The sequence below is a fragment of the Microbulbifer discodermiae genome (assembly GCF_040742695.1).
Classification (GTDB): domain Bacteria; phylum Pseudomonadota; class Gammaproteobacteria; order Pseudomonadales; family Cellvibrionaceae; genus Microbulbifer.
Genome location: NZ_JBFLAB010000007.1, coordinates 1 through 19,581, shown reverse-complemented (window position 1 = coordinate 19,581; position 19,581 = coordinate 1). Strand labels below are relative to the sequence as shown.

The 19,581-nt window shown below is 57.4% G+C and carries 17 protein-coding genes; 9 read left to right on the top strand and 8 right to left on the bottom strand.

Annotation, left to right across the window (positions count from 1 at the left end; genetic code table 11):
- Positions 1 to 19 precede the first annotated feature (19 nt).
- The 5 genes from AB1S50_RS04025 to AB1S50_RS04005 all read left to right on the top strand — a co-directional run bounded on the left by AB1S50_RS04025 (position 20) and on the right by AB1S50_RS04005 (position 4,838).
- Positions 20 to 691, top strand: coding sequence for a hypothetical protein (locus AB1S50_RS04025; protein WP_367149163.1), 672 nt, complete (start codon positions 20 to 22; stop codon positions 689 to 691).
- Between the two features lie 15 nt (positions 692 to 706).
- Entirely contained in the window at positions 707 to 1,372 is a 666-nt protein-coding gene (locus tag AB1S50_RS04020) for a hypothetical protein (RefSeq protein WP_367149161.1), read from the top strand.
- Positions 1,373 to 1,548: 176 nt separating this feature from the next.
- Entirely contained in the window at positions 1,549 to 3,003 is a 1,455-nt protein-coding gene (locus AB1S50_RS04015; protein ID WP_367149160.1) for a M48 family metalloprotease, read from the top strand.
- A gap of 321 nt (positions 3,004 to 3,324) precedes the next feature.
- The gene (glpQ, locus tag AB1S50_RS04010; RefSeq protein WP_367149159.1) at positions 3,325 to 4,398 is read left to right on the top strand and encodes a glycerophosphodiester phosphodiesterase; all 1,074 of its coding nucleotides are present in this window, start codon (positions 3,325 to 3,327) and stop codon (positions 4,396 to 4,398) included.
- 227 nt (positions 4,399 to 4,625) lie between these two features.
- Positions 4,626 to 4,838 carry a TFIIB-type zinc ribbon-containing protein gene (locus AB1S50_RS04005; protein WP_455363731.1) on the top strand — a complete coding sequence of 71 codons (213 nt, stop codon included), beginning with the start codon at positions 4,626 to 4,628 and terminating at the stop codon, positions 4,836 to 4,838.
- Positions 4,839 to 5,158: 320 nt separating this feature from the next.
- Here AB1S50_RS04005 and AB1S50_RS04000 read toward each other — a convergent pair whose 3' ends face one another.
- Positions 5,159 to 5,938 carry an enoyl-CoA hydratase gene (locus AB1S50_RS04000; RefSeq protein WP_367149157.1) on the bottom strand — a complete coding sequence of 260 codons (780 nt, stop codon included), beginning with the start codon at positions 5,936 to 5,938 and terminating at the stop codon, positions 5,159 to 5,161.
- Positions 5,939 to 6,315: 377 nt separating this feature from the next.
- Between AB1S50_RS04000 and AB1S50_RS03995 the strand changes: the two genes are divergently transcribed.
- Positions 6,316 to 7,098, top strand: a complete 783-nt coding sequence (locus tag AB1S50_RS03995; RefSeq protein ID WP_367149155.1) for a tryptophan 2,3-dioxygenase — start codon at positions 6,316 to 6,318, stop codon at positions 7,096 to 7,098.
- Positions 7,099 to 7,447: 349 nt separating this feature from the next.
- Here the strand turns inward: AB1S50_RS03995 and AB1S50_RS03990 are convergent, their stop codons facing one another.
- Positions 7,448 to 7,870 (bottom strand): ExbD/TolR family protein, encoded by a 423-nt coding sequence (locus AB1S50_RS03990; protein WP_367149154.1) that lies wholly within the window; start codon positions 7,868 to 7,870, stop codon positions 7,448 to 7,450.
- Positions 7,871 to 8,053: 183 nt separating this feature from the next.
- Complete coding sequence (locus tag AB1S50_RS03985) at positions 8,054 to 8,524, bottom strand: methylglyoxal synthase (protein ID WP_367149153.1); 471 nt, start codon at positions 8,522 to 8,524, stop codon at positions 8,054 to 8,056.
- A gap of 132 nt (positions 8,525 to 8,656) precedes the next feature.
- Here AB1S50_RS03985 and AB1S50_RS03980 point away from each other — a divergent pair, with 132 nt between their 5' ends.
- A complete protein-coding gene (locus AB1S50_RS03980) occupies positions 8,657 to 9,061 on the top strand; it encodes a hypothetical protein (protein ID WP_367149151.1) in 405 nt (134 codons plus the stop codon).
- Positions 9,062 to 9,240: 179 nt separating this feature from the next.
- Here the strand turns inward: AB1S50_RS03980 and AB1S50_RS03975 are convergent, their stop codons facing one another.
- Complete coding sequence (locus AB1S50_RS03975) at positions 9,241 to 9,987, bottom strand: hypothetical protein (protein WP_367149150.1); 747 nt, start codon at positions 9,985 to 9,987, stop codon at positions 9,241 to 9,243.
- Between the two features lie 225 nt (positions 9,988 to 10,212).
- Between AB1S50_RS03975 and AB1S50_RS03970 the strand changes: the two genes are divergently transcribed.
- Positions 10,213 to 10,914, top strand: a complete 702-nt coding sequence (locus AB1S50_RS03970; RefSeq protein WP_367149149.1) for a hypothetical protein — start codon at positions 10,213 to 10,215, stop codon at positions 10,912 to 10,914.
- 60 nt (positions 10,915 to 10,974) lie between these two features.
- On the opposite strand, the gene AB1S50_RS03965 is transcribed toward AB1S50_RS03970, so the two are convergent.
- The 4 genes from AB1S50_RS03965 to AB1S50_RS03950 all read right to left on the bottom strand — a co-directional run bounded on the left by AB1S50_RS03965 (position 10,975) and on the right by AB1S50_RS03950 (position 17,610).
- Positions 10,975 to 11,937, bottom strand: a complete 963-nt coding sequence (locus AB1S50_RS03965; RefSeq protein ID WP_367149148.1) for a hypothetical protein — start codon at positions 11,935 to 11,937, stop codon at positions 10,975 to 10,977.
- A 64-nt stretch (positions 11,938 to 12,001) separates the two neighbouring features.
- The gene (locus AB1S50_RS03960) at positions 12,002 to 15,166 is read right to left on the bottom strand and encodes an efflux RND transporter permease subunit (RefSeq protein WP_367149147.1); all 3,165 of its coding nucleotides are present in this window, start codon (positions 15,164 to 15,166) and stop codon (positions 12,002 to 12,004) included.
- Positions 15,163 to 16,347 carry an efflux RND transporter periplasmic adaptor subunit gene (locus tag AB1S50_RS03955; RefSeq protein WP_367149146.1) on the bottom strand — a complete coding sequence of 395 codons (1,185 nt, stop codon included), beginning with the start codon at positions 16,345 to 16,347 and terminating at the stop codon, positions 15,163 to 15,165. Before AB1S50_RS03955 ends, AB1S50_RS03960 begins: the two co-directional genes overlap by 4 nt.
- Before the next feature lie 555 nt (positions 16,348 to 16,902).
- Complete coding sequence (locus tag AB1S50_RS03950; protein ID WP_367149145.1) at positions 16,903 to 17,610, bottom strand: cyclic nucleotide-binding domain-containing protein; 708 nt, start codon at positions 17,608 to 17,610, stop codon at positions 16,903 to 16,905.
- Positions 17,611 to 18,080: 470 nt separating this feature from the next.
- Here AB1S50_RS03950 and AB1S50_RS03945 point away from each other — a divergent pair, with 470 nt between their 5' ends.
- Positions 18,081 to 19,256 (top strand): TonB family protein, encoded by a 1,176-nt coding sequence (locus AB1S50_RS03945; RefSeq protein WP_367149144.1) that lies wholly within the window; start codon positions 18,081 to 18,083, stop codon positions 19,254 to 19,256.
- Positions 19,257 to 19,581 lie beyond the last annotated feature (325 nt).

The following is a 19,581-nucleotide window of genomic DNA, read 5'->3' as shown; positions in this document are numbered from 1 at the left end:
GCCAGTCGAGGAGTAGACAATGGCCAAAGTCACAAACGGATTTTCAGAAGTCGCGAAAATCACCCTAATCGCCGTGGCGCTGCTGGCAGCCGCCTGCACGCACACAGTGCGCGTAGACGGGGGCTTTCCCCGCCCACTGGGCCCGCAACACCCATTGACCGTGGGTGTATACCTGAGCGAGGAATTCCGCCAGCACAGGCACCACGAGGACAGCGAAGACCGGGACGAGTGGAACATCGACACCGGCCGCGCACAGAGAAACCTCTTTGAAACGGTTCTCGGCGCCATGTTCACCGAGACCATACCCCTGGCCCGCTACCCCCAGGATCTGCCCGGAGACGTCGAACTGGTCATAGTACCGGAGATCCGCGAACTCCAGTTCACCATGCCACGGGAAACCCGGGTCAACATTTTCGAAGTGTGGATCAAGTACGACATCAACGCCTATGCACCGGATGGCACCTCGGTCGCCACTTGGGTGATCACCGCCTACGGCAAGACGCCGACCGCCTTCCTGCAGTCCCCGGAAGCGGCGTTGGCACAGGCAATCAACGTTGCATTGCGGGACGCCGGTGCCACCCTCTACACCGGATTTACTCGGGTTCCGGAAATGCAGGCGCTGCTGGTCGCCAAAAGGCGCGCACTGTCACTGCAGCAGGCAGAGGCAGCCGCGCAGGAAATTGCGGATTAACAGGAGGTCACCGCCATGAAAGCACTTTTTGTTTGCGGGCTCGCTCTGCTGAGTGGTTGTACCACAGTCGTCATCGACGAATATCGCCGCAGTAGCGGCGAACTCGCCCGGGGCGATTCTGTGGTCATCCTCGGCCGGCGCCACTCCAGTGATTACGAGACAGAACCGGGCCTGATCGACTGTGTCGGCCGCGAACTGCACGACCCGGAACTCGGCGTAACCGTGATTCCGGAAAAGCATTTTGTGGACGCCATGTACCCCTGGTTCGAGCCCCGCACCGCGCCAATGCATTTGCGCTCCCTGGACCGCCTGATGAACAACCCGCAATTGCGCGAGCGGCTGGAAGCCTTTGGCGTAAAGTACATAGTGTGGATTGACGGCTCCACCGAGACCACCGCCAGCGCCGGCTCCATCGGCTGCTCCATCGGCACCGGCGGCGCCGGCTGTTTCGGCTTCGGAACCTGGGACAAGGAATCCGACTACGAAGCTTCGGTGTGGGATTTCCGCGATCGGGAACTGTCGGGCAAGCTCAGTGCGGACGCCAAGGGTACCTCCTACATGCCGGCAATTGTGATCCCGATTCCATTGATCGCCCGCGTGCAGACCAATGCCTGCAAGGGCATGGCATCGCAGTTGCAGGAATTCTTGCTCCCGTCGGGAGCAGCCGGGCGCAAGTCCTAACAGGCTGTTGAAATTCGCAGAATTTCGACGCTTGGTACCGGTATATGAATGTTCCGCCAAAATCGACGACACCTAAGTCGTTGATTTTGGAAGAAAAGTGAAAATCACATTTTTCACTTTTCGTGTTTTGAAACAGGCAGGATGCCTTTTTCAACAACCTGCTAAGGAGAAAACCGATGCATTATTTCTATAAGATTGCCATCGCGGCTCTGATCACCGCGGCCACCGGCTGCGCCTTCAACCCGGCCACCAACCGCCCCGACCTGGTATTGATGTCGGAGGAAAAGGAGATCGCGGTCGGGCGTGAAATGCATCAAAAGCTGATCGACAGTACACCCATTTACCGGGATCCGGTGCTCACCGCCTACGTCGACCATGTGGGCCAGAAAGTAGCCGCCGCCAGCGACAGGCCGGAACTGAAATATCACTTCACCATCATCGACAGCCAGGACATCAACGCCTTCGCCCTGCCCGGAGGCTATGTCTACATCAACCGCGGACTGCTGACCTACCTGCATTCGGAGGCGGAGATAGCGGCCGTGCTCGCCCATGAGGTGGGCCACATCACGGCGCGCCACGCGGTGCGCCAGAGAACCGCCGCCACCGGCGCCAGCGTCGCTTCGGTTCTGTCGGTGCTGGTAACCGGCAGCGGTGTGGTTGGCGACGTGGCCAACCTGTGGAGCACTGCGGCGGTGAAAGGTTATGGGCGCGAAATGGAGCTGGAGGCGGACCGCTTCGGCGCCCAGTATATGTATAACGCCGGTTACGACCCCCAGGCCATGATCAACGTCATCGGCCTGCTGAAAGACCAGGAAACCTTCGCCCGCCGCCGCGCCCGTATCGAGGGCAAGGAGCCCAAAACCTATCACGGCGTTTTCTCCAGCCACCCGCGCAACGACATCCGACTCCAGGAAGTGGTTCAAGCGGCCGGCCAGCTGCCCGAGGACAAGAAAGTGGTAAAAATGGAATATTACCGCGAAAAAACCGATGGCCTGGTATACGGTAAAAACGCCCGTCAGTCGGAAAAGAACCGTTTCAGCCACAAACGCCTGGGGTTCTCGCTGCTGTTTCCGGACAACTGGACGGTGGAGAACCGGCGCTCGGCGATTATCGGCACAGCACCGGACAACTCCGCCAGCATCACCATCAAAGTCTCCAGCCGGCAGAGCAACCAGCCGCCGTCCATGGCCCTGCGGGAGGCCTACGACGTGCGGAGCCTGCTTCAGGGTGAGGCCCTCAACCAATATCGACTCAAGGGCCATACGGGCAAGCTCAAGGATAAAGGCGCAGAGGCGCCGGACCGGGTAGCGGTTATTTTTTACGGCAGCCGCCAATACCTGATGGAAGGGAAAATTATCGGCGACACCGGGGCCGAGGACGAGCAGTCGGAACAATACGACAATCTGTTCTTGACCAGCATCCGCAGCTTCCGGCCACTGCGCGAAAGCGATGTGACGCAGCCCGATATCAAGCGGCTGCGGTATGTCCAGGCAAACGAAAAAACCACCTTCGCATCCCTGGCGCGGCACATGGAGATTGGCGACTATCCAGAGGAGCAGCTGCGCCTGCTCAACGGCTACTACCCCCGCGGCGAACCACAGCCGGGAGAGTGGATCAAGATAGTCCAGTAATCGGCCAGCGGCAATAACAACTGCAGCCAGCGGTATTTCCTCAAACGAGCGGAGGCGGCATATCGCTGTACCCGAATAACCTGAGCCGCCGGTCGTCACCCTGTATACCGACATCGACGCATTGGTCTAGTGGCTGTGCGCTGCCAAACTATGGTCATAATCCTCTGTTATTAACCCGGCTCTAAACAAATTGCCGCGCTAAGACGGTGCTAAGATGCGTCGCTGCCGGGCGCAGCCCCTAAAAAGCAAGCGATTTCGCTGAGTTGCACAGCTTTCAAGGGTGACAATACCATCGATCTCACTCACAGATAGGACCCAACCATGTTTTCGTTGCGAAGCCTTTGCTCCATTGCCGCCGGCCTGCTGCTGGCCGCGCTCGCCGCCGCCAGCCCGGCCCAGTTTGACCGGGACCAAGCACCGCTGGTCATCGCCCACAGGGGCGCCTCCGGCTATCTGCCGGAGCACACACTGGAATCCAAGGCACTGGCCTATGGCATGCGGCCGGACTATATAGAACAGGATCTGGTGCTCAGCAAAGACGACCACCTTATCGTCTTACACGATATTTATCTCGATCACGTCACTGACGTGGCCGATGTCTTCCCCCACCGCGCCCGCCCCGACGGCCACTTTTACACCATCGACTTTACCCTGGAGGAAATCAAGCGCCTGCGCGTGACCGAGGCATTCGACCGACGCAACGGCGAGACAGTTCCCAGGTATCCCCAGCGCTTTCCACTCTGGCGGTCCAGCTTCAAGCTGGCCACTCTGGCCGAAGAGATCGAGATGATCCAGGGTCTGAATCTATCGCTCGGTTACGACATAGGTATCTACCCCGAGATCAAGAATCCGGCTTTTCACCACCGCGAGGGCAAGGATATTGCCAAACTGACCCTGGCCCTGCTCAAACAGTACGGCTACGACAATCCTCAGCAAAAAATCTTTTTACAGAGCTTCGATGCAGAAGAACTGCAGCGTATCGAACGCGAACTGCTGCCCAGAATGAACATGAGCATACCGCTGGTACAATTGATCGCCCTGACATCCTGGGGCACAAAGAAGATCGAAGTGGATGGACAACTGGTCAACTACAACTACGACTGGATGCTGGAAGAAGGCGGTTTGAAACGGATTGCGGGCTACGCGGATGCCATAGGCCCCTGGGCCATGATGCTGGTGCAAAAACAGGGGGATAATTTTGGCGACAATGGTGTAGTGGCGCGCGCCCACGCTGTCGGGCTGGCGGTTCACCCTTACACTTTTCGCGCGGATGATCTGCTGCTTCCCACCACAGAGGATTTTGAAGAGCTTGTGCGGATGTATACGGAGGATTTAGGAGTCGACGGCCTGTTTACGGACCACCCGGATAAGGTAAGGGACTATCTACACCACTGATCCAGGCAACTGTGCGCTGGTGACAACCTCGCCGGATTGCAAGCTGGGAGCTATAGGCAGCTGGCGCGCGGTAAGGCAGTATCAGAGCCGCAGCCACCCCAACCGGGCGGTATTGGTATAGTCTTTAATAAGGCGCCCGACAGAGCGGCAGTGGCGGCTGCTTCCGCAACCCGCTCAAGTGCCAACTGGAGGTCTTTATGTTATGTCCCGCCTGCAAGGATTCAGGCATGCTCAGCGAGATACGCAGGGGCATAGAAATTGACTACTGTCCGAAATGTCGCGGTGTCTGGCTCGACCGGGGAGAACTGGACAAATTGGTTGAGCGGTCGCGAGGTGAAATGCCGCTGTCCGCGCCAGCGAAAGCCGTAGCGGAAGGTGAAGCTACACCTCTGGCGCAAAAAAAGCGCCGCAATTTGATCACAGAACTGTTTGATTTCTGAGCAGATCGCCGCTTCTCCATTGATCCCATTGCGCCGAATCTATTCGCCACTGCCGCGACCAAATACGCCATAGCAGCTTGTTGAAAAAGGCATCCTGCCTGTTTCAAAACACAAAAAGCGAAAAATGTGATTTTCACTTTTCTCCCAAAATCAATGACTTAGGAGTCGCCGATTTTGCCGGAACATCCATATTTTGGTCCCAGGCGCCGAAATTTTTCGAATTTCAACAGCCTGATAAGCATTGATCCGACCCCGCAGCATCACCGGCAATCATCGCGGCGAAATAAGACCAGCAAACAGGCAGCAGGCGGGGGATACCCTCAGTCGAAGCGGGAGAAGTCGGCCGGGCGCTTCTCCATAAACGCGGTGGCCGCCTCTTTGAACTCCTCCGAATTCAGTCGTTTTTGAAACTGCGCGCCCTCCTCCTGCATCCACTGCAGGCCCTCCGCATGGGTTGCCCGACGCAGTAGCTGTTTGGTCAGGCGCACCGCCGCCGGAGCCCTGGACGCGAGTTCCTCCGCCGCCAGCCGCGCTTGGGTGATAGCTTCATCGGCGGACACTGCAGCATTACATATGCCCAGTTGTACGGCCTCCTGTGCTCCAAATTTTTTGCCCAGTAACAAGAGTTCCGAGGCTTTGGCATGCCCCGCCATGCGCGGCAGGAAATAACTGGAGCCATATTCCGGACAGAGACCCAGATTGACAAAAGGCATCTGGAACATCGCATCCTCACCGGCAAACGACATGTCGCAATGGAGCAGCATAGTGGTGCCGATACCCACCGCCGGCCCATTCACTGCCGCAACCACCGGTTTGGGGAAATTGTACAGTGCCACCATAAACTGAAATACCGGCGACTCATCGCCGGATGCCGAACCACCGAGAAAGTCCGCCAGGTCATTGCCGCTGGTGAACACCCCAGCGCTGCCGGTGATCACAACGGCACGGACCTCGGGACTATCCGCAGCTGTGTTGAGTAATTCGGCCATGGCAGAGTACATGGCCATGGTGAGTGCGTTTTTACGTTGCGGGCGGTTGATGGTGATTTCCAGCACGCGATCAGTGACTTGGGACAGAATCTCAGTGCATGTACTTTCCATGGACAACTCCATTGATCGGGATTGAGATGGCGCCGGGCCGCGAATACATCTGCACATGGTAACCGCTTCTCCACACAGAAGGAGTCCCGTTTCGACCAGTTTGGTTGACGGCGACTGCCCCGGGACCTCCCCAAAAGGCCAGCGGCGAGGCGTCCCGGCATGGCTCTACTCCGCCAATTGGCGCTACCGGGACCGGCCCCGGATTGTTTTTCCACTCCCAAGGCTCCCGGGCTTATAATGCGGCCATAGTTATATTTTTCCCAAATTCAGTTTTGCCTGGCAGCCGGACCAAGCGTCCTGGCGGTTATTACGGCCAAGATTTCCTTGCCGGAACACGCCTAAAAGCTGGTCAAAACACAATCAGGTATCACCCTCTTATGACCGTTACCTACAGTTCCTATTTGAAAATCGATGAATTACTCCGGTGCCAACAACCCCTTTCCGACGGACCAGAGCACGACGAACTGCTGTTTATCGTCATCCACCAGAGCTACGAATTGTGGTTCAAGCAGTTGCTGCACGAACTGGACTTTCTCATGCGTCTCTTCAACGATGGAGAAAAGTATCGCGCCCTTCACACCCTTAAGCGTATCGACACTATTTACCGGACCCTGATCCAGCAGGTGGATATCCTAGAAACCCTGACCCCGCTGGAGTTTTTGTCGTTTCGTGATCGCCTTTCCAGCGCCAGTGGCTTCCAGTCATTTCAGTTTCGCGAGCTGGAATTCCTCTACGGTGCGAAAGATGCCGGCAAGCTGGACAACTATGAAACCGGCTCCGAGCACTACAATCGCCTGTTAAAGCGCCTGCAAAGCCCCACCCTGTGGGACGCGTTTCTGAATTTTCTCGCCCGGGAAGGCCAGCCTATCCCCACCAGCGCCCTGCAGAGGGATCTCACCAAAGCGGCGGAGCCATCCGCAGAGGTGCAGCAGGTGCTTATCGACATTTACCGCCGCGACCCGCTGGTGAGCGAGATCTGTGAGGCACTGGTGGACATCGACACCTCGTTGCAGCAATGGCGTTATCGCCATGTGAAAATGGTGGAAAGAACCATTGGCAACAAGATGGGGACGGGCGGTTCCAGCGGCGTCGGGTATCTGCAGGGCACCCTGTTCAACCCCGTGTTCCCGGACCTCTGGGCAATTCGGTCTGAGTTCTGATTGTCCCACTGAGGGCGATGGGAGCTGTTTCAAACAGGTTGTTGGAAAAACCCTCCCCGGCTTATCTCAAACCAGGTTTGCGGTGTCTGTCCGCAAACCCTCCACGACAAGTCGAGCAGTTACACGCCTGATCTGCGACCCGGACATCCCTGTTCGGGACAACAGAGGGTTGAAAGCTACTTTCCCGGCACCTGCTAAAGGGCAGGAGAGTAGAGCCGCCTGGCTTGCGGATAGCGGTAGATACAAAAAAAGCGAGCCTCGGATGAGGCTCGCTTACAGATTGCTGGACTAGGTGGCAGCGGTGACCCAATACCGGCAGTTCGCCGGGGCCGTCACCCCAGTGACCTAATCAATTTTCAAACGGTACCAGAGAGACCTGAATGCCCGGACTGACTTCCTGGGCCGCATCCGCGATCTGGACATAGGTATCCGCACTGGACTTGTTGTGCGCGCGCACAATCACTATAGCCTGCGGATTCTCTGCAAACAGCTGGGCGATACGGGCGCGCACGGCACGGGTATCGATACGGCTCTGCCCCATATAAATCTCGTCGTTGGCATTTACCGTCAGCAGGATGTTCTGCTTGTCGGGATCCGGCGGTGTCTCCACCTGCTGATCGGGATCCGGCACATTCACGTCCAACGCCTTCTCCCTGACAAAGGAGGCTGTCACAATAAAGAAGATCAGCATGATAAACACAACGTCCAGCATGGGCGTGAGGTCGATATCAGCTTTTTCCTCTTCTACGGCCTTACCGCGTCGTCTACTCATAAAACACCGTACAGTTATCTAATATCTAATGCGAATGGCGCCGGTTTGACCGGTCTGATCAGGTGGGCAAGATTGCCGCGAAATTGCCCGATTTGCAAGTAATACGTAACTGCGTGAAAAAAAATTCCTGAAATTCAATGAGTTAGTAGATCAAACTTGTCATGAGGAGCAAATTTTTAGCACTCAGAGGGGGGATTCGCTGCCCCGTGCAGACTGGTAACTTTGATAGTCCGGCACCTGTCGCTCGAGTTCCTCATTCATCAATGGCGACGATACCATCATATCCGCGCTGGTCGCGTTGCAGGCCACCGGAATATTCCATACCGCCGCTATCCGCAGCAACGCTTTGACATCCGGGTCGTGGGGCATGGGTTCGAAGGGGTCCCAGAAGAACACCAAAAGGTCTATCTCACCCTGACAGATTTTCGCCCCCAGCTGCTGGTCCCCTCCCATAGGTCCGCTAAGGAGTCTTTCCACCGGAAGGCCAGTGGCCTTTTCAACCCAATTGCCCGTGGTACCGGTAGCCAATAACCGGTGCCTCTGCAGGAGCTGGCGGTGGCGCCCGCACCAGTCGACCAGCATCTGCTTGCGGTGGTCGTGGGCCACCAGTGCCACTCTTTTGCTGGCCGGCAGCGGTTGCACAGTAAATTCCATCTCTGACCTCTTAAATCATTGTCATAGTCATATGCCGTCTATTGTCGCTTCTTGCCAAGCAGTCTCACCTCGGCAACCTGCGCCCCTACCCTTTATAATAGCCAGTGACAACAACCGGAAGGGTATCGAGCAATGAGTGTTGGAAGCTGGGAACCAAAACAAACGGTTACAGAGAGTGGCACCGCCGGCGACATCAAGCGCGAACTACTGCTGCAGTTTATCGATTCAGTAGAGGCACAGTCACCGCTGCAGGAAACGCTGGACAGCGATGCCCTGCAGGCATCCCACCTCATTCGACTGTCGGCATCCGCGTGGCAGAAAGAAACCGCGCGCTGGGATAACTCCCAGTTGTGGCGATTGATACAGTTTTTTACCCTCGCCGAACAACAGCTGCCCGGCTGGGATGCCGGCGCGGAATCGGCAGTAATCCCACTGGCAAGGGCGCTGCGTCAGCGTCGCGCACCACTGGAGCGGGAGCAGTTGCAGTGGATTAAACAACACTCCAGCAACCGCTACCTCCCTTACGGACCCCTGTAACGCCCATCCTTTGCTCCTACCTGAGACAACTCGCCGGGATAACAGGCCAAAAGACTTGGGCTACTGTCCATTATTCGGCGAGTAATTCGCTCTTTCTGGCACTCAGATACCAACAGCCATCCCCCCAACTGATGGCTAATTCCCTGTTTCACAATTGGAACCACAGTGCCGAGCAGCGGTCATTCACCCAGACGGAACAACTGGCTGCGCAACATTGACATCTCAGCCGGCTGCCGGTAGTTTGCCGCCGGCTGCCGCCAGAGCACATAGCCGTCTTTATCCAGCAGCCAGGCGCTCGGGCGACACACAGCTGTCGAATCCGCCAGGTAGCGAAACCGCGGCACTATAGTTGCGGCCAGCCTCAGCCAGACCGGCATAGCCTGTGCGGCGACAAAGGCCATATTTTCTTTTGCCCCGGCCGCCAGCTGGATAATTTCCACAGGTAGACCTTCCGCCTGTAGCTTCTGCCAGTGCACTTCACTCTCGGTACTGGCCAGCACTACCATGGCTCCGTTTTTTTCCAGGCTGGACCGTAAAGCGCCTAGTGTCGCGACCTGTCGCAGGCTGTCTGCGCAGAAAGTGCCGCGCAAAAACAACAACAGCACCCCTTCCATCCCCCTTTGTCCCGCTGCTGCGGTGGCATTCCAGTCGATACCGCCCACACAACTGAGGCCGGGAAATATGCCATTCACCGGTGGTAGCGAGGGGTGTTTCACGGCACTCATGTGAAACAGATACAGTAACAGGAGAAACAGGTTATAGATTGTCAGGTAGACGGGCGGCCCATATCCCCGGTCGAAAAGCAGGGCGACTGCCAACCCCAGCAGGACCATCGCGAAGGCCGGGGATTCGCGCTGATCTCCACTAAATCTGAGTGGCCAGCAATACCTCAGCCACATCCACACCGGCAAACTCCAGGCACTCAATAACACTCCCAGCCAGGCAACCTGTCCGGAATAACAATATTGATAAACCGCCCAAAAGCCGCAAATCCACAGCCAAATGAAGCCGATGAATGTAAAAATACCCTTAAATTTATTCATATCACAGTAAAATCGCCTTAAAGGACTTGCATTTCAGTATATAAATACGATGCAATTAGCGCGAAGATTTTTTTCACCCACCACAACAATTGAACACAGGGATATTTTATGGCTGCACGTAAGAAAGCAAAGGCAACGGTTGGAACTGTTGCAACACTCGAGGCGGAGCTGAAAGCGCTCAAGTCCAAGCTGGAAAGCGCGCGCGAAAAGCAGGAAAAAGATGCAACCAAGGCTGCTGACAAGCTGTCCAAAGACGCAACCAAGACCGCCGCCAAAGCAAAAACCGCTCGGACCAAGCTTAAAGCTGTTCGCGCCAAAAAGAAGACTGCTGCCCAGCAGAAACAGCTCAAGGCTGCTATGGCTGCCGTCGCAGCTGCAAAGTCGGCTGCGGACAAAGCCAAATCAGCCGCAGAGGACGCCAAAGCGCAGCTGGCAAGCATCAAGTCTGCCAATAAGATTGCCAGCCAGGTGGCCAAGGCTGTGGCCAAGGAAGAAGCCGCGGTAGCTAAGACTCTGGCCGCGGCCGCCAAGAAGAAAGCAGCCGCCGAGGCGAAAAAGACAGCCGCCAAGGCCAAAAAGCAAGCCGCTGCTGAAAAGAAAAAGGCGGCAGCTAAAGCCAAAAAGAAGCCGGGTCGACCAAAGAAAGCGGCCGCCAGCACCGGGGAGGAGAAAAAATCTCCCGGCCGTCCGAAGAAATCTCCCGGCCGTCCAAAGAAATCACCCGGCCGTCCGAAAAAGGCTACCGCTGTGAAAGCCGCCCCGGCAAAGAAAACCCCAGGGCGTCGCGGCCGGCCGCCAAAAGCCAAATAATCGCCGGTTGAGCGAAGACCATCGCGGCGGGCCTCACCCACCGCACAAAAAACCCGGCCACTAGCGCCGGGTTTTTTGCTTTTCAACCCTATCCCCTGGGGGCCCGGGGTTCAGGCGCACACCGCAAATAGAGTGATCCCGCCCCAACTCCAGGACGCAGTCCGCCCGTTGTGGCATCTCCGCAAGCATATTGACAGTGATCCGCTCGTAATACTGGATAAACCGCCCAATTTCATCTGCGCGCATTCCCTTGCCGCCACGCGCACGCAGTTTTTGCTCCTGCAGGGAGCGCCAGTCCAGCACAGAGTCCATATCCGGCACTTTCAGCATTACCAGTCTATCCAGGCGTGCGAACAGATCGCGGTAGGGGCCGCGGAGCTGCTTATTAATAAAGTTGCGCCAACTGCCATCGGAATCTTCATGCTGCTCAAGGGTATTAATTGGCGCTTCCCCACCCCTCCAAGGGCGGGCCCCGACACACCAGCCTTCCAGCAGCAAAATATCCACCGGCACGGATTGGACTGGCCAGAGAGACCGCGGCCTTCGATCATCGGCGCCCTTGTCGAACATGGGAAGCGACACTGGACCTGGTCCACCGAGTCCACACAGTCGATCAATGATATCCATACCCAGCGGTATGTCGTGTGTGCCGGGCACTCCACGAGTGGCGAGAAGCGGGTGTACATCCGCCGCCAATTGGGCCCGTTGCGCCCGGCTCAGATAAATGTCGTCCAGGGAAAAACCCGCGCTGCGAAGACCGAGATACTCCCAGGCCAGATGTAAAAACTCAGCGAGGGTGGACTTACCTGAACCCTGACCACCGCAGATACCCACCACCAGCGTATGCTGCTGTCGCTTGCAGTCAGAGAGCCAGAGTGCCAAGGGGAGATAGTAGTGCTCCACCAGTGGCCGAAAGAAATCCGGCAACTGGTGCCAATCGACAAAGCGGTCAATGTCAGCGCACAACTCCATATGCAGTGACTCTGCCCGTCTGACTACTTCAGTCGGCCACTCCGCTGGCATACTGGACACTCCTGAGATAATTGTCGTTACCCTGCCGTCAGCACTGGAAAAACCGGACAGCCGCTCACCCTCTCCCCAGTGGTGCCCCTCCAGCGCGTAGCGGCAACCACCGGCTGGCCAGATCCCGCAGGCGTCCCGGCAGCACCAACATGATGGGCGTCACCACCAGAGTCAGCAGGGTGGAAAAGGTCAGGCCGTAAACGATCGCACTGGCGAGTTTTACCCAGAAAGAGGCGATTACCCCATCCACGACCACGTCGCGGTTCACCATATCAATACTGACCCCCAGCGCCAGCGGCAACAGGCCCAGGATGGTGGTGGCGGTAGTGAGAAATACCGGCCGCAGCCGCTGGGCCGCTGCTTTGATGGCCGCCGCTGCCGGTGACAGCCCGGGCTCGCTGTTGCGCACAAAATTAAAGGTGTCGATCAGCACAATATTGTTGTTCACTACGATACCCGCCAGTGCGACGATACCGACTCCGGTCATGATTACACTGAAAGTGGTCTGGGTCACCAGAAGCCCCAACAATACGCCTATGGTGGACATCACCACGGACGACAGTATCAGCAGCGACTGGTAAAAGCTGTTGAACTGGGTCACCAGCAGGATAAACATCAGGAACAGCGACAGCAGGAATGCCACCACTAAAAACTGCATGGATTCGTTCTGCTGCTCATCGGCGCCGCGAAACAATATCGCCACCCTGCTGTCCAGGGGATTCTGCTCCAACCAAGCGCGTAATTCAGCCACCTTATCGTCAGCAAGTACTCCCTCATCGACGTCGGCCTTTACCTGCATTCTGGTGATGCCGTCCACCCGCTCGATCTTGTCCACCTTTGGTTTGGGCAGCGTATGCACAAAACTGCTGATGGGCACTGCGCCGGCCCGCGTATTTACCTTCAACTGGCCGAGCGCGGAGAGCCCGCGGGCATCCGCCGGATAGCGGATGCGGATATCCACTTCGTCATCACTATCGTCCGGACGATACTCCGCCATCAGTACACCGTTGGTGACCAGTTGCACGGCATGACCAATTTCAGTGAGGTCCGCACCGTAGAGTGCGGCCTTGGCGCGATCCACCTCAACCTCCCACTGAATACCGGGCAGCGGTGCTGTATTGACGACATCCCGCAAACCATTGAATTCTCTTTCCATCGCCCGCTGCAGGCGCCAGGTTTCCGCCAGCAGGGTATCGTAATCCCGCGAGCGCAACTCGAGCACTATATCCTTACCCACCGGTGGCCCCCCCTCGAACGCATTGGCACTCACCTTGATACCGGCCTGATTTGCGCTGCGCGCGCGCAGGTCGGCAAAGATTTCGCTACTGCGGCGCTCACGCTCCTGTGCGGGGTACAACTCCACCAGTATATTGGCGATCATGTCCGGTGATTGCTCCCTGTTGCCGGTCAGGCCGCCGGAGCCTATCGCCGTGTAGGCCACACGCACCTCCGGCACCGCCAGTACGGCGCTTTCAACCTGCCCGACCAGCTGTTTTTTCTCCGCCACCGAAAGGTTACCCTGGGCCCGAACCTCAACATTGCCGTACTGTTGCTCCGTGTCGGTAAAGAACTCCACGCCGACGCCCCACTGGCCGTAGGCAAACAGGATACCCCGCAGGATCAGCAGGGTAATCACGAGGCCCCATATCGGCCGGCGAACTACAGCGCCGAGTATCCGCGCATAGGTGCCCGTCAATCCGCGCAGTTTTTCCGGCTGGTTTTCCAATTGTCGAAGGTACCGCTGTCTGGAGACATCGAGGTGGCCCCTGCCAAACAGGGAGCCCAGTACCGGGGCAAAAAACAAGCTGTACAAAAGCGAACCCGCAAGCACCGCAAATACGGTTACCGGCAGATAGCGCATAAATTCACCAACCACACCCGGCCAGAACATGATCGGCAGAAAAGCCGCCAGTGTGGTGCCGGTGGAGGCCACCACCGGCCAGAACATCCTCCGCACGGACAGCCTATAGGCGACACCGGCCGACATGCCCTCCGCCATCTTGCGATCGGCGTACTCGGTGATCACGATAGAGCCATCAATCAGCATGCCCAGCGCCAGCAACATGCCAAACATCACCATGAAATTGAATGAGTAGCCCAAATACCAGGTGACAATGGAGCCAAACAGGAGCGAGAAGGGAATACCAAATCCCACCAACATGCCGGACCTGAACCCCAGCGCGGCCACCACAATAATCATCACCAGCAGCATCGCCGTGAGAATATTGCCCTGCATCTCGCTCACCATGTCGCGGGCAAACTCCGACTGATCGAAGATAAAATTGACTTCTATTCCCCGCGGCAGGTAGGGCAGCTCCTCCTGTACCGCAACCCGCACCGCATCCGCCAGTTCCACCGAGCTGGCCTCATTGCGCTTGTTCACATTGATCGCCAGACCGGGCCGGCCGTTGACACTGGTAAAACTCTCGGCATCCTTGAAAGTCCGGCGAATATTGGCGACGTCGCCCAGAGTGACCACACCGGCACCGGAACTGCGCAGGGGAATACCGTAAACATCCCGCGCCGACTCGATCAGGCCCGGCACTTTGACCGAAAAACGACCGCCGTCCGTTTGCAGCTCACCGGCGGTGATCAGCAGGTTATTGCCGAGCACCGCGTTGATCAGCTCCCTGCTGGTAATGCCGTAGTGCTCAAGGCGCACCGGGTCTATGGAGACCTCCACCACCTCTTCTCTGTTACCGCGCAAATCGGAATCGAGTACGCTACTGATATTGTCGATTTTGCGTTGCAGGCGCTGTGCCGCCTGCAGCAGCGCCCGCTCACCCACCCGAGCGCCAGCCAGCGTTACCACAATGGCGGGAAACGGTTGCGCCGCCACTTCCTCCACCATGGGCTCATCTGCCTCGCGCGGCAGTTCGGCCCTGGCGCGATCAACTGCGGTGCGGACCTCGTCTATCGCATCGTCGACGTCAATCCCGGAATCGAACTCCAGAACCACATATGCCAGGGACTCGCGCGCTGTGGAGATAACCTCTTCCACACCCTCGATGCTTCTCAGTTCCTGCTCCAGGGGACGGACCAGCAACCGCACACCATCTTCCGGCGAAATTCCCTCATGGCGCACCTGCACCACCACAAATGGAGGGTTGACTTCGGGGTTGGCTTCAATGGTCATCATAGACCGCGCGACAATGCCGACGACGAGCACCAGCAACAATAGTGAAACCGTGCTGCGGGCGCGCCGCACCGCACTTTCCAACAGTTTCATTGCCCCTCTCCACGCTGTGGCGTTTGGCTGTCCGTCGCAGGCACAGCGCCTTGCCGCTCGAGCGGTATGGATACTGACAGATGACTAGCCGCTGGCTCAATTTCCGCTGCCACGACATCTCCCGGGCTGACATATTCCTGCCCCACCGTGATCAGCGCCGCCGGATCCGACAGGCCCGTCACCCAGACCCCGTCTTCACTGTCACCGGCCAAACCCACCGGGACAAATTGCACCCGGTTGTCGTCGTCGATGGTGCGGACTCCCAGGTTGCCGTCATCATCCAGCGTTAACAGGGAGGAATTAATCCGGTGCGCCGATACTTCTCCCATGGGCAACACCAGCCGCCCGCTGAGCCCCCCGCGCAGAGCACCGGAGTGGTTGTCCACGGCTACCTCCACCCGGTAACCCCTGGTCACCGCATCCGCCTGCCGACTGATATAGCGCAACTGCCCCCTGAGTAGCTGTCCCTCCTGCAGTTGGGCACTGGCCGGTCCGCCGGATAACAGAGCGGCCACCTGGGACTCCGCCACTTCTCCCACCACCAGCATCGGGTCCAGGTCCAGCAGCGTTGCACATTCGTCGCCGCGGCGCACAAAGTCCCCGAGTTCGACTGCATGCCGGTTGACCACGCCATCAAAAGGGGCGCGGATCTGCAGGTTGTCAACATCCAGGCCGGCCCGCTTGTGTTCAGCGCGCGCGTTGGCCAGCGCCACCTCGCGCTGGGCCATATCGGTCTCCGACTGCAGCCCCTTCTTCTGCAGTCTTTCGGCACCGGCGTAATCCAGCTCCGCCTTGCGCAATACCGCCTTAGCCTGGACCAGACGCTCAGGCCGGTCCCTGGCACCAATTTCACAGATAACCTGTCCTTTCACTACCGCTTCGCCCTCCGCCACCGGTAGGCGCACAATCACCCCATCCAGTTCTGCCTTTAAGCGCACACTGCGGTTGGGCTCGGTGCGTCCGTTCACCACCACACGGGTGATAAAGGGTTGCGCATTGATCCGGCGCACCACAACCCGCAGGGGACTGCTGTTTGCCTCCGCCCCGGCGGTCGCTGCGGCAGTCCTATTCTGTGGCTCTGACTTCAATACGCCAGTCACCAGCCAGGCCAGTGCCAGCAAGGCAAACGATATCGCTATGCGGTAGTTGCGTTGCCGCCAGATCGATGTGAAAAAATCCATGTAATAGACACCCATATAAAAAACCAGGGGCCGCTCTGCCCAAAGCTGTACTCGGAAAGATTAAGCCACCACTTGTTATTAACCCGGCAACCCAATAGAGGAAGAGGAGATCCCCCATCCATAGGATTGTCACTCCTGAAAAGCTGCGAATTACGCAGGATCACTTGCGCTTCAGGGGCTGCACCGGCCCCTGCCGGCAGTGACACATCCTTGTACCCCAGTAACCCGGCATCTTATTGAGCTGCCGGGTTATTAATTCGGTGCAAGCTCAGTCCACTCCTCCGATAAACCAGAGGTGCCTTAAACAGTATACGGCCGGGCCCCAGGAAAGGTGCGGGTGGAATCACTCTGATTGCGGAATTCGTCAGCGTCCCCCCGTAAAAGGCAGTCGCAGACACTACTTCTCCTCAGAAGGCACAAACAAATTACACACGGGCCCTACCCCTTCCCTTACGGGAGATGGGATTGGGAGGTGGATCGACATTACCGGCTATGATTAACCCAGCAACCTATTGAGTTACCGGGTTAGTAATACCGTCGATCGGTTGGATCAGATCAGTTCAGGAGGGATTCGAGAAAATCCGCCATATCCGTTTCTTCATCGACGAGCTCCCCGCTGCCGAATTCGACATTCCAGTCGAGCAGTATCCGTGCCAGGGCTCCGGCTTGCCCGGCCAGCGCCACTAATTCGTCGCGAGTATTCTTGGCGCCGGTATAGAGCCGGAGCCTGCGGTGGCTATCCGCCAGCTCATGCTCCGGGTACCTGGAACGGTAGACCTCCAGCTTCCAGCGCAGTGAGTGCACCATATTGCGGTAAAACACCAGTTTGGTGGTCAGGTGCAGTAAGGAGAAGTCGTCCAGATCGCTGAACAGTGCGCAATCCAGCCCCAACACCTGCATCTCCCCATTGTCGGGGGCAGCGACAATGGTTGCACTGCGCGGCTCAGCCAGCAGCATGGAGAGGTCACCAAAGAGTTCACCGGGCCGAATCACCGCCAGTGGCTTGCCGGAGGGTGGATCCTTGCCGTCGCCGCACGGCATATGTACGTGCAGCTCTCCCCGCAGAAGAAAGTAAACCCACTGATCGACGTCGCCGGCCCGGAAAAGTTTTTCGCCTGATTGCAAAGTGACCAACTGGGAGCGTTTTAGCAGTACGTCATACTGCCACTCACTGGCAGCGCGAATGTCGCGAAACAAATGAATGACATTTAAAAGGCGATCAATGGATTCCCGCGGAAAGTCACTGAGTGGTTTAGTGTTCATGGTTCAAGTAATCAATCATTAAGATAAGGTTCCGTTGTCAGCCAACCCCCGGTCAAGGCGAACCCTCGCCTCAGACAGTCCTATAGTGGGCACCGGCAGGTGTCGCCGCCAGGCCGGGGGGTTCCATATGCCTGCGGACCCGGAAAGCGACTCTTGAATACCGGGAGCGCAATCCAAACCAGGCTGTAACTATTTATCGGCGGAGGCAGTGTATCTCCAGGATGGCCACTGTCTTCCCCCCTCAAGCCCATTGTCTCTAAAACGAGACTTTCTGCCCATTCCGGACTTGAACTCCGTTGCAGTTTCAGTAGAGTTAGACTCAGTCCAGATCAATTTCAACTCCGCTTTTTTGTGCAGTTGGAGCAGTTGTCTCCTTCTGCCGGTCTGGCCGGTGCGCTCCGGGGAGGGGGGGTGCCAGTAATCCTATCCGCCGGATCCTTCCCATCCGGTAAAAAGGAATCCTCTAAGCCATGAAAACGATAAAATATGTCATCGCCCTCATGGTGTTCGCGACGGCACTATCCGCTCAAGCCGAACCCCTTTTGAACGGACTTGCCCTGGAGCAACAGTTCAACAAGGATCGTTACATAGTGGCGGTCTACTCGGATGTCCCCGCAAATACCACCAGCCTGCTCCTGGACAACAATACCAACCGCAGGATCGAGGTGCGCATTGTCGCCGACAGCCTGTCCTCCCGCAGTCTGCGCAATCAGTGGGTGGAGAGTATCGCCATAAACAATCCCGGCGATACCCTGAGCAACCAGGCGGAAAATATGGTGGCTTTCGCCAACCTTCTCAAGGGGCGGCTATACCAGGGCGACCAGCTCAGCGTGGACTTTTCCGGCGAGTCGGGGGTAACCACCATTGCTCTCGACGGTGTGGCCCTGCGCAGCATCGACAGCAGAAACTTTTTCAACACTCTGTTGCGCGCCTGGGTAGGCCCTATTCCCCCATCCACGGATTTTCGCGAAGCACTGTTGGCCGCCGGTGAAGTCTCCGGCTCCCTGCTGGACAGATACGAATTGCTGGCACCGAGCGAAGGCCGTATTGAGGAGGTTCGCACCAGTTACGCCGCACCCCCTGAGTCCGAGCAAGCAGCAAGCCAGGAGTCTGTCGCAACAGCGCCCGCAGTCACGACTACTGCTGCACCCGCCGGGCCGGAACTGGCTGCGGAGATTCCTCCGCCCTCGCTCGCGTCACTGCAACCGACGCCGTCCCCCGCTCCAAACAATGCACCGCCACAGCGCAGCGAGCCGCAACCCGCAGCGCCACCGCCCGAAGAAGCCACCCCGGAGAGCGAAATAGAAGCTGTGGAGGAAGAAGAAGAGGCCCCCATTACCGTGGATACACTGCTGGCACGACAGGTCTACCAGGCAGTGCTCGCACGCCACACCTTCAAGCACATCCGCTACCCCAAACGCGCCCAGGAACGCGGGCAGGAAGGCAGTGTACGCCTGAAAGTGATCATCAACTCCAGAGGCTATGTGACCGAAGTACAGACCATGCAGGAATCGCGCTTTGGCAGCCTCAACCGCGCGGCGGTGGCCGCGGTGGAAACTGCGGCCCCCTACCCCGCAGTACCGCCGCAACTGGCGCAGGATACCTATGAATTCACCCTGCCGATCACCTTCCGACTCCCGGATTGATCCCGGTCACTACCCGGCGAAGACCAGTTCGCCGGCCTAGCAGGCTGTTGAAGTTCGAAGAAGTTCGACGCCTGGTACCGGATTATGGATGTTCCGGCAAAATCGACGACGCTTAAGTCGTTGATTTTGGGAGAAAAGTGAAAATCACATTTTTCGCTTTTCGTGTTTTGAAACAGGCAGGATGCCTTTTTCAACAACCTGCTAGGGCCTGTTAACACTAATTAGCCGGTCAGCGATCAATGAAAAGTTGATGAAGAACTTAAAAACGACATCCAACTTATCAAATCGACTAAATATTCTTCGGAAACCTTTCAAGCGGCGAAAC

What these genes read in the sequence shown, in the direction of transcription:
- AB1S50_RS04015 (WP_367149160.1), top strand. Translation starts at nt 1,549, where the DNA reads ATGCATTATTTCTATAAGATTGCCATCGCGGCTCTGATCACCGCGGCC.
- AB1S50_RS03955 (WP_367149146.1), bottom strand. Translation starts at nt 16,347, where the DNA reads ATGGATTTTTTCACATCGATCTGGCGGCAACGCAACTACCGCATAGCG.
- AB1S50_RS03990 (WP_367149154.1), bottom strand. Translation starts at nt 7,870, where the DNA reads ATGAGTAGACGACGCGGTAAGGCCGTAGAAGAGGAAAAAGCTGATATC.
- AB1S50_RS03985 (WP_367149153.1), bottom strand. Translation starts at nt 8,524, where the DNA reads ATGGAATTTACTGTGCAACCGCTGCCGGCCAGCAAAAGAGTGGCACTG.
- AB1S50_RS03950 (WP_367149145.1), bottom strand. Translation starts at nt 17,610, where the DNA reads ATGAACACTAAACCACTCAGTGACTTTCCGCGGGAATCCATTGATCGC.
- AB1S50_RS03960 (WP_367149147.1), bottom strand. Translation starts at nt 15,166, where the DNA reads ATGAAACTGTTGGAAAGTGCGGTGCGGCGCGCCCGCAGCACGGTTTCA.
- glpQ (WP_367149159.1), top strand. Translation starts at nt 3,325, where the DNA reads ATGTTTTCGTTGCGAAGCCTTTGCTCCATTGCCGCCGGCCTGCTGCTG.
- AB1S50_RS03980 (WP_367149151.1), top strand. Translation starts at nt 8,657, where the DNA reads ATGAGTGTTGGAAGCTGGGAACCAAAACAAACGGTTACAGAGAGTGGC.
- AB1S50_RS04005 (WP_455363731.1), top strand. Translation starts at nt 4,626, where the DNA reads ATGCTCAGCGAGATACGCAGGGGCATAGAAATTGACTACTGTCCGAAA.
- AB1S50_RS04020 (WP_367149161.1), top strand. Translation starts at nt 707, where the DNA reads ATGAAAGCACTTTTTGTTTGCGGGCTCGCTCTGCTGAGTGGTTGTACC.
- AB1S50_RS03995 (WP_367149155.1), top strand. Translation starts at nt 6,316, where the DNA reads ATGACCGTTACCTACAGTTCCTATTTGAAAATCGATGAATTACTCCGG.
- AB1S50_RS04000 (WP_367149157.1), bottom strand. Translation starts at nt 5,938, where the DNA reads ATGGAAAGTACATGCACTGAGATTCTGTCCCAAGTCACTGATCGCGTG.
- AB1S50_RS04025 (WP_367149163.1), top strand. Translation starts at nt 20, where the DNA reads ATGGCCAAAGTCACAAACGGATTTTCAGAAGTCGCGAAAATCACCCTA.
- AB1S50_RS03945 (WP_367149144.1), top strand. Translation starts at nt 18,081, where the DNA reads ATGAAAACGATAAAATATGTCATCGCCCTCATGGTGTTCGCGACGGCA.
- AB1S50_RS03970 (WP_367149149.1), top strand. Translation starts at nt 10,213, where the DNA reads ATGGCTGCACGTAAGAAAGCAAAGGCAACGGTTGGAACTGTTGCAACA.
- AB1S50_RS03965 (WP_367149148.1), bottom strand. Translation starts at nt 11,937, where the DNA reads ATGCCAGCGGAGTGGCCGACTGAAGTAGTCAGACGGGCAGAGTCACTG.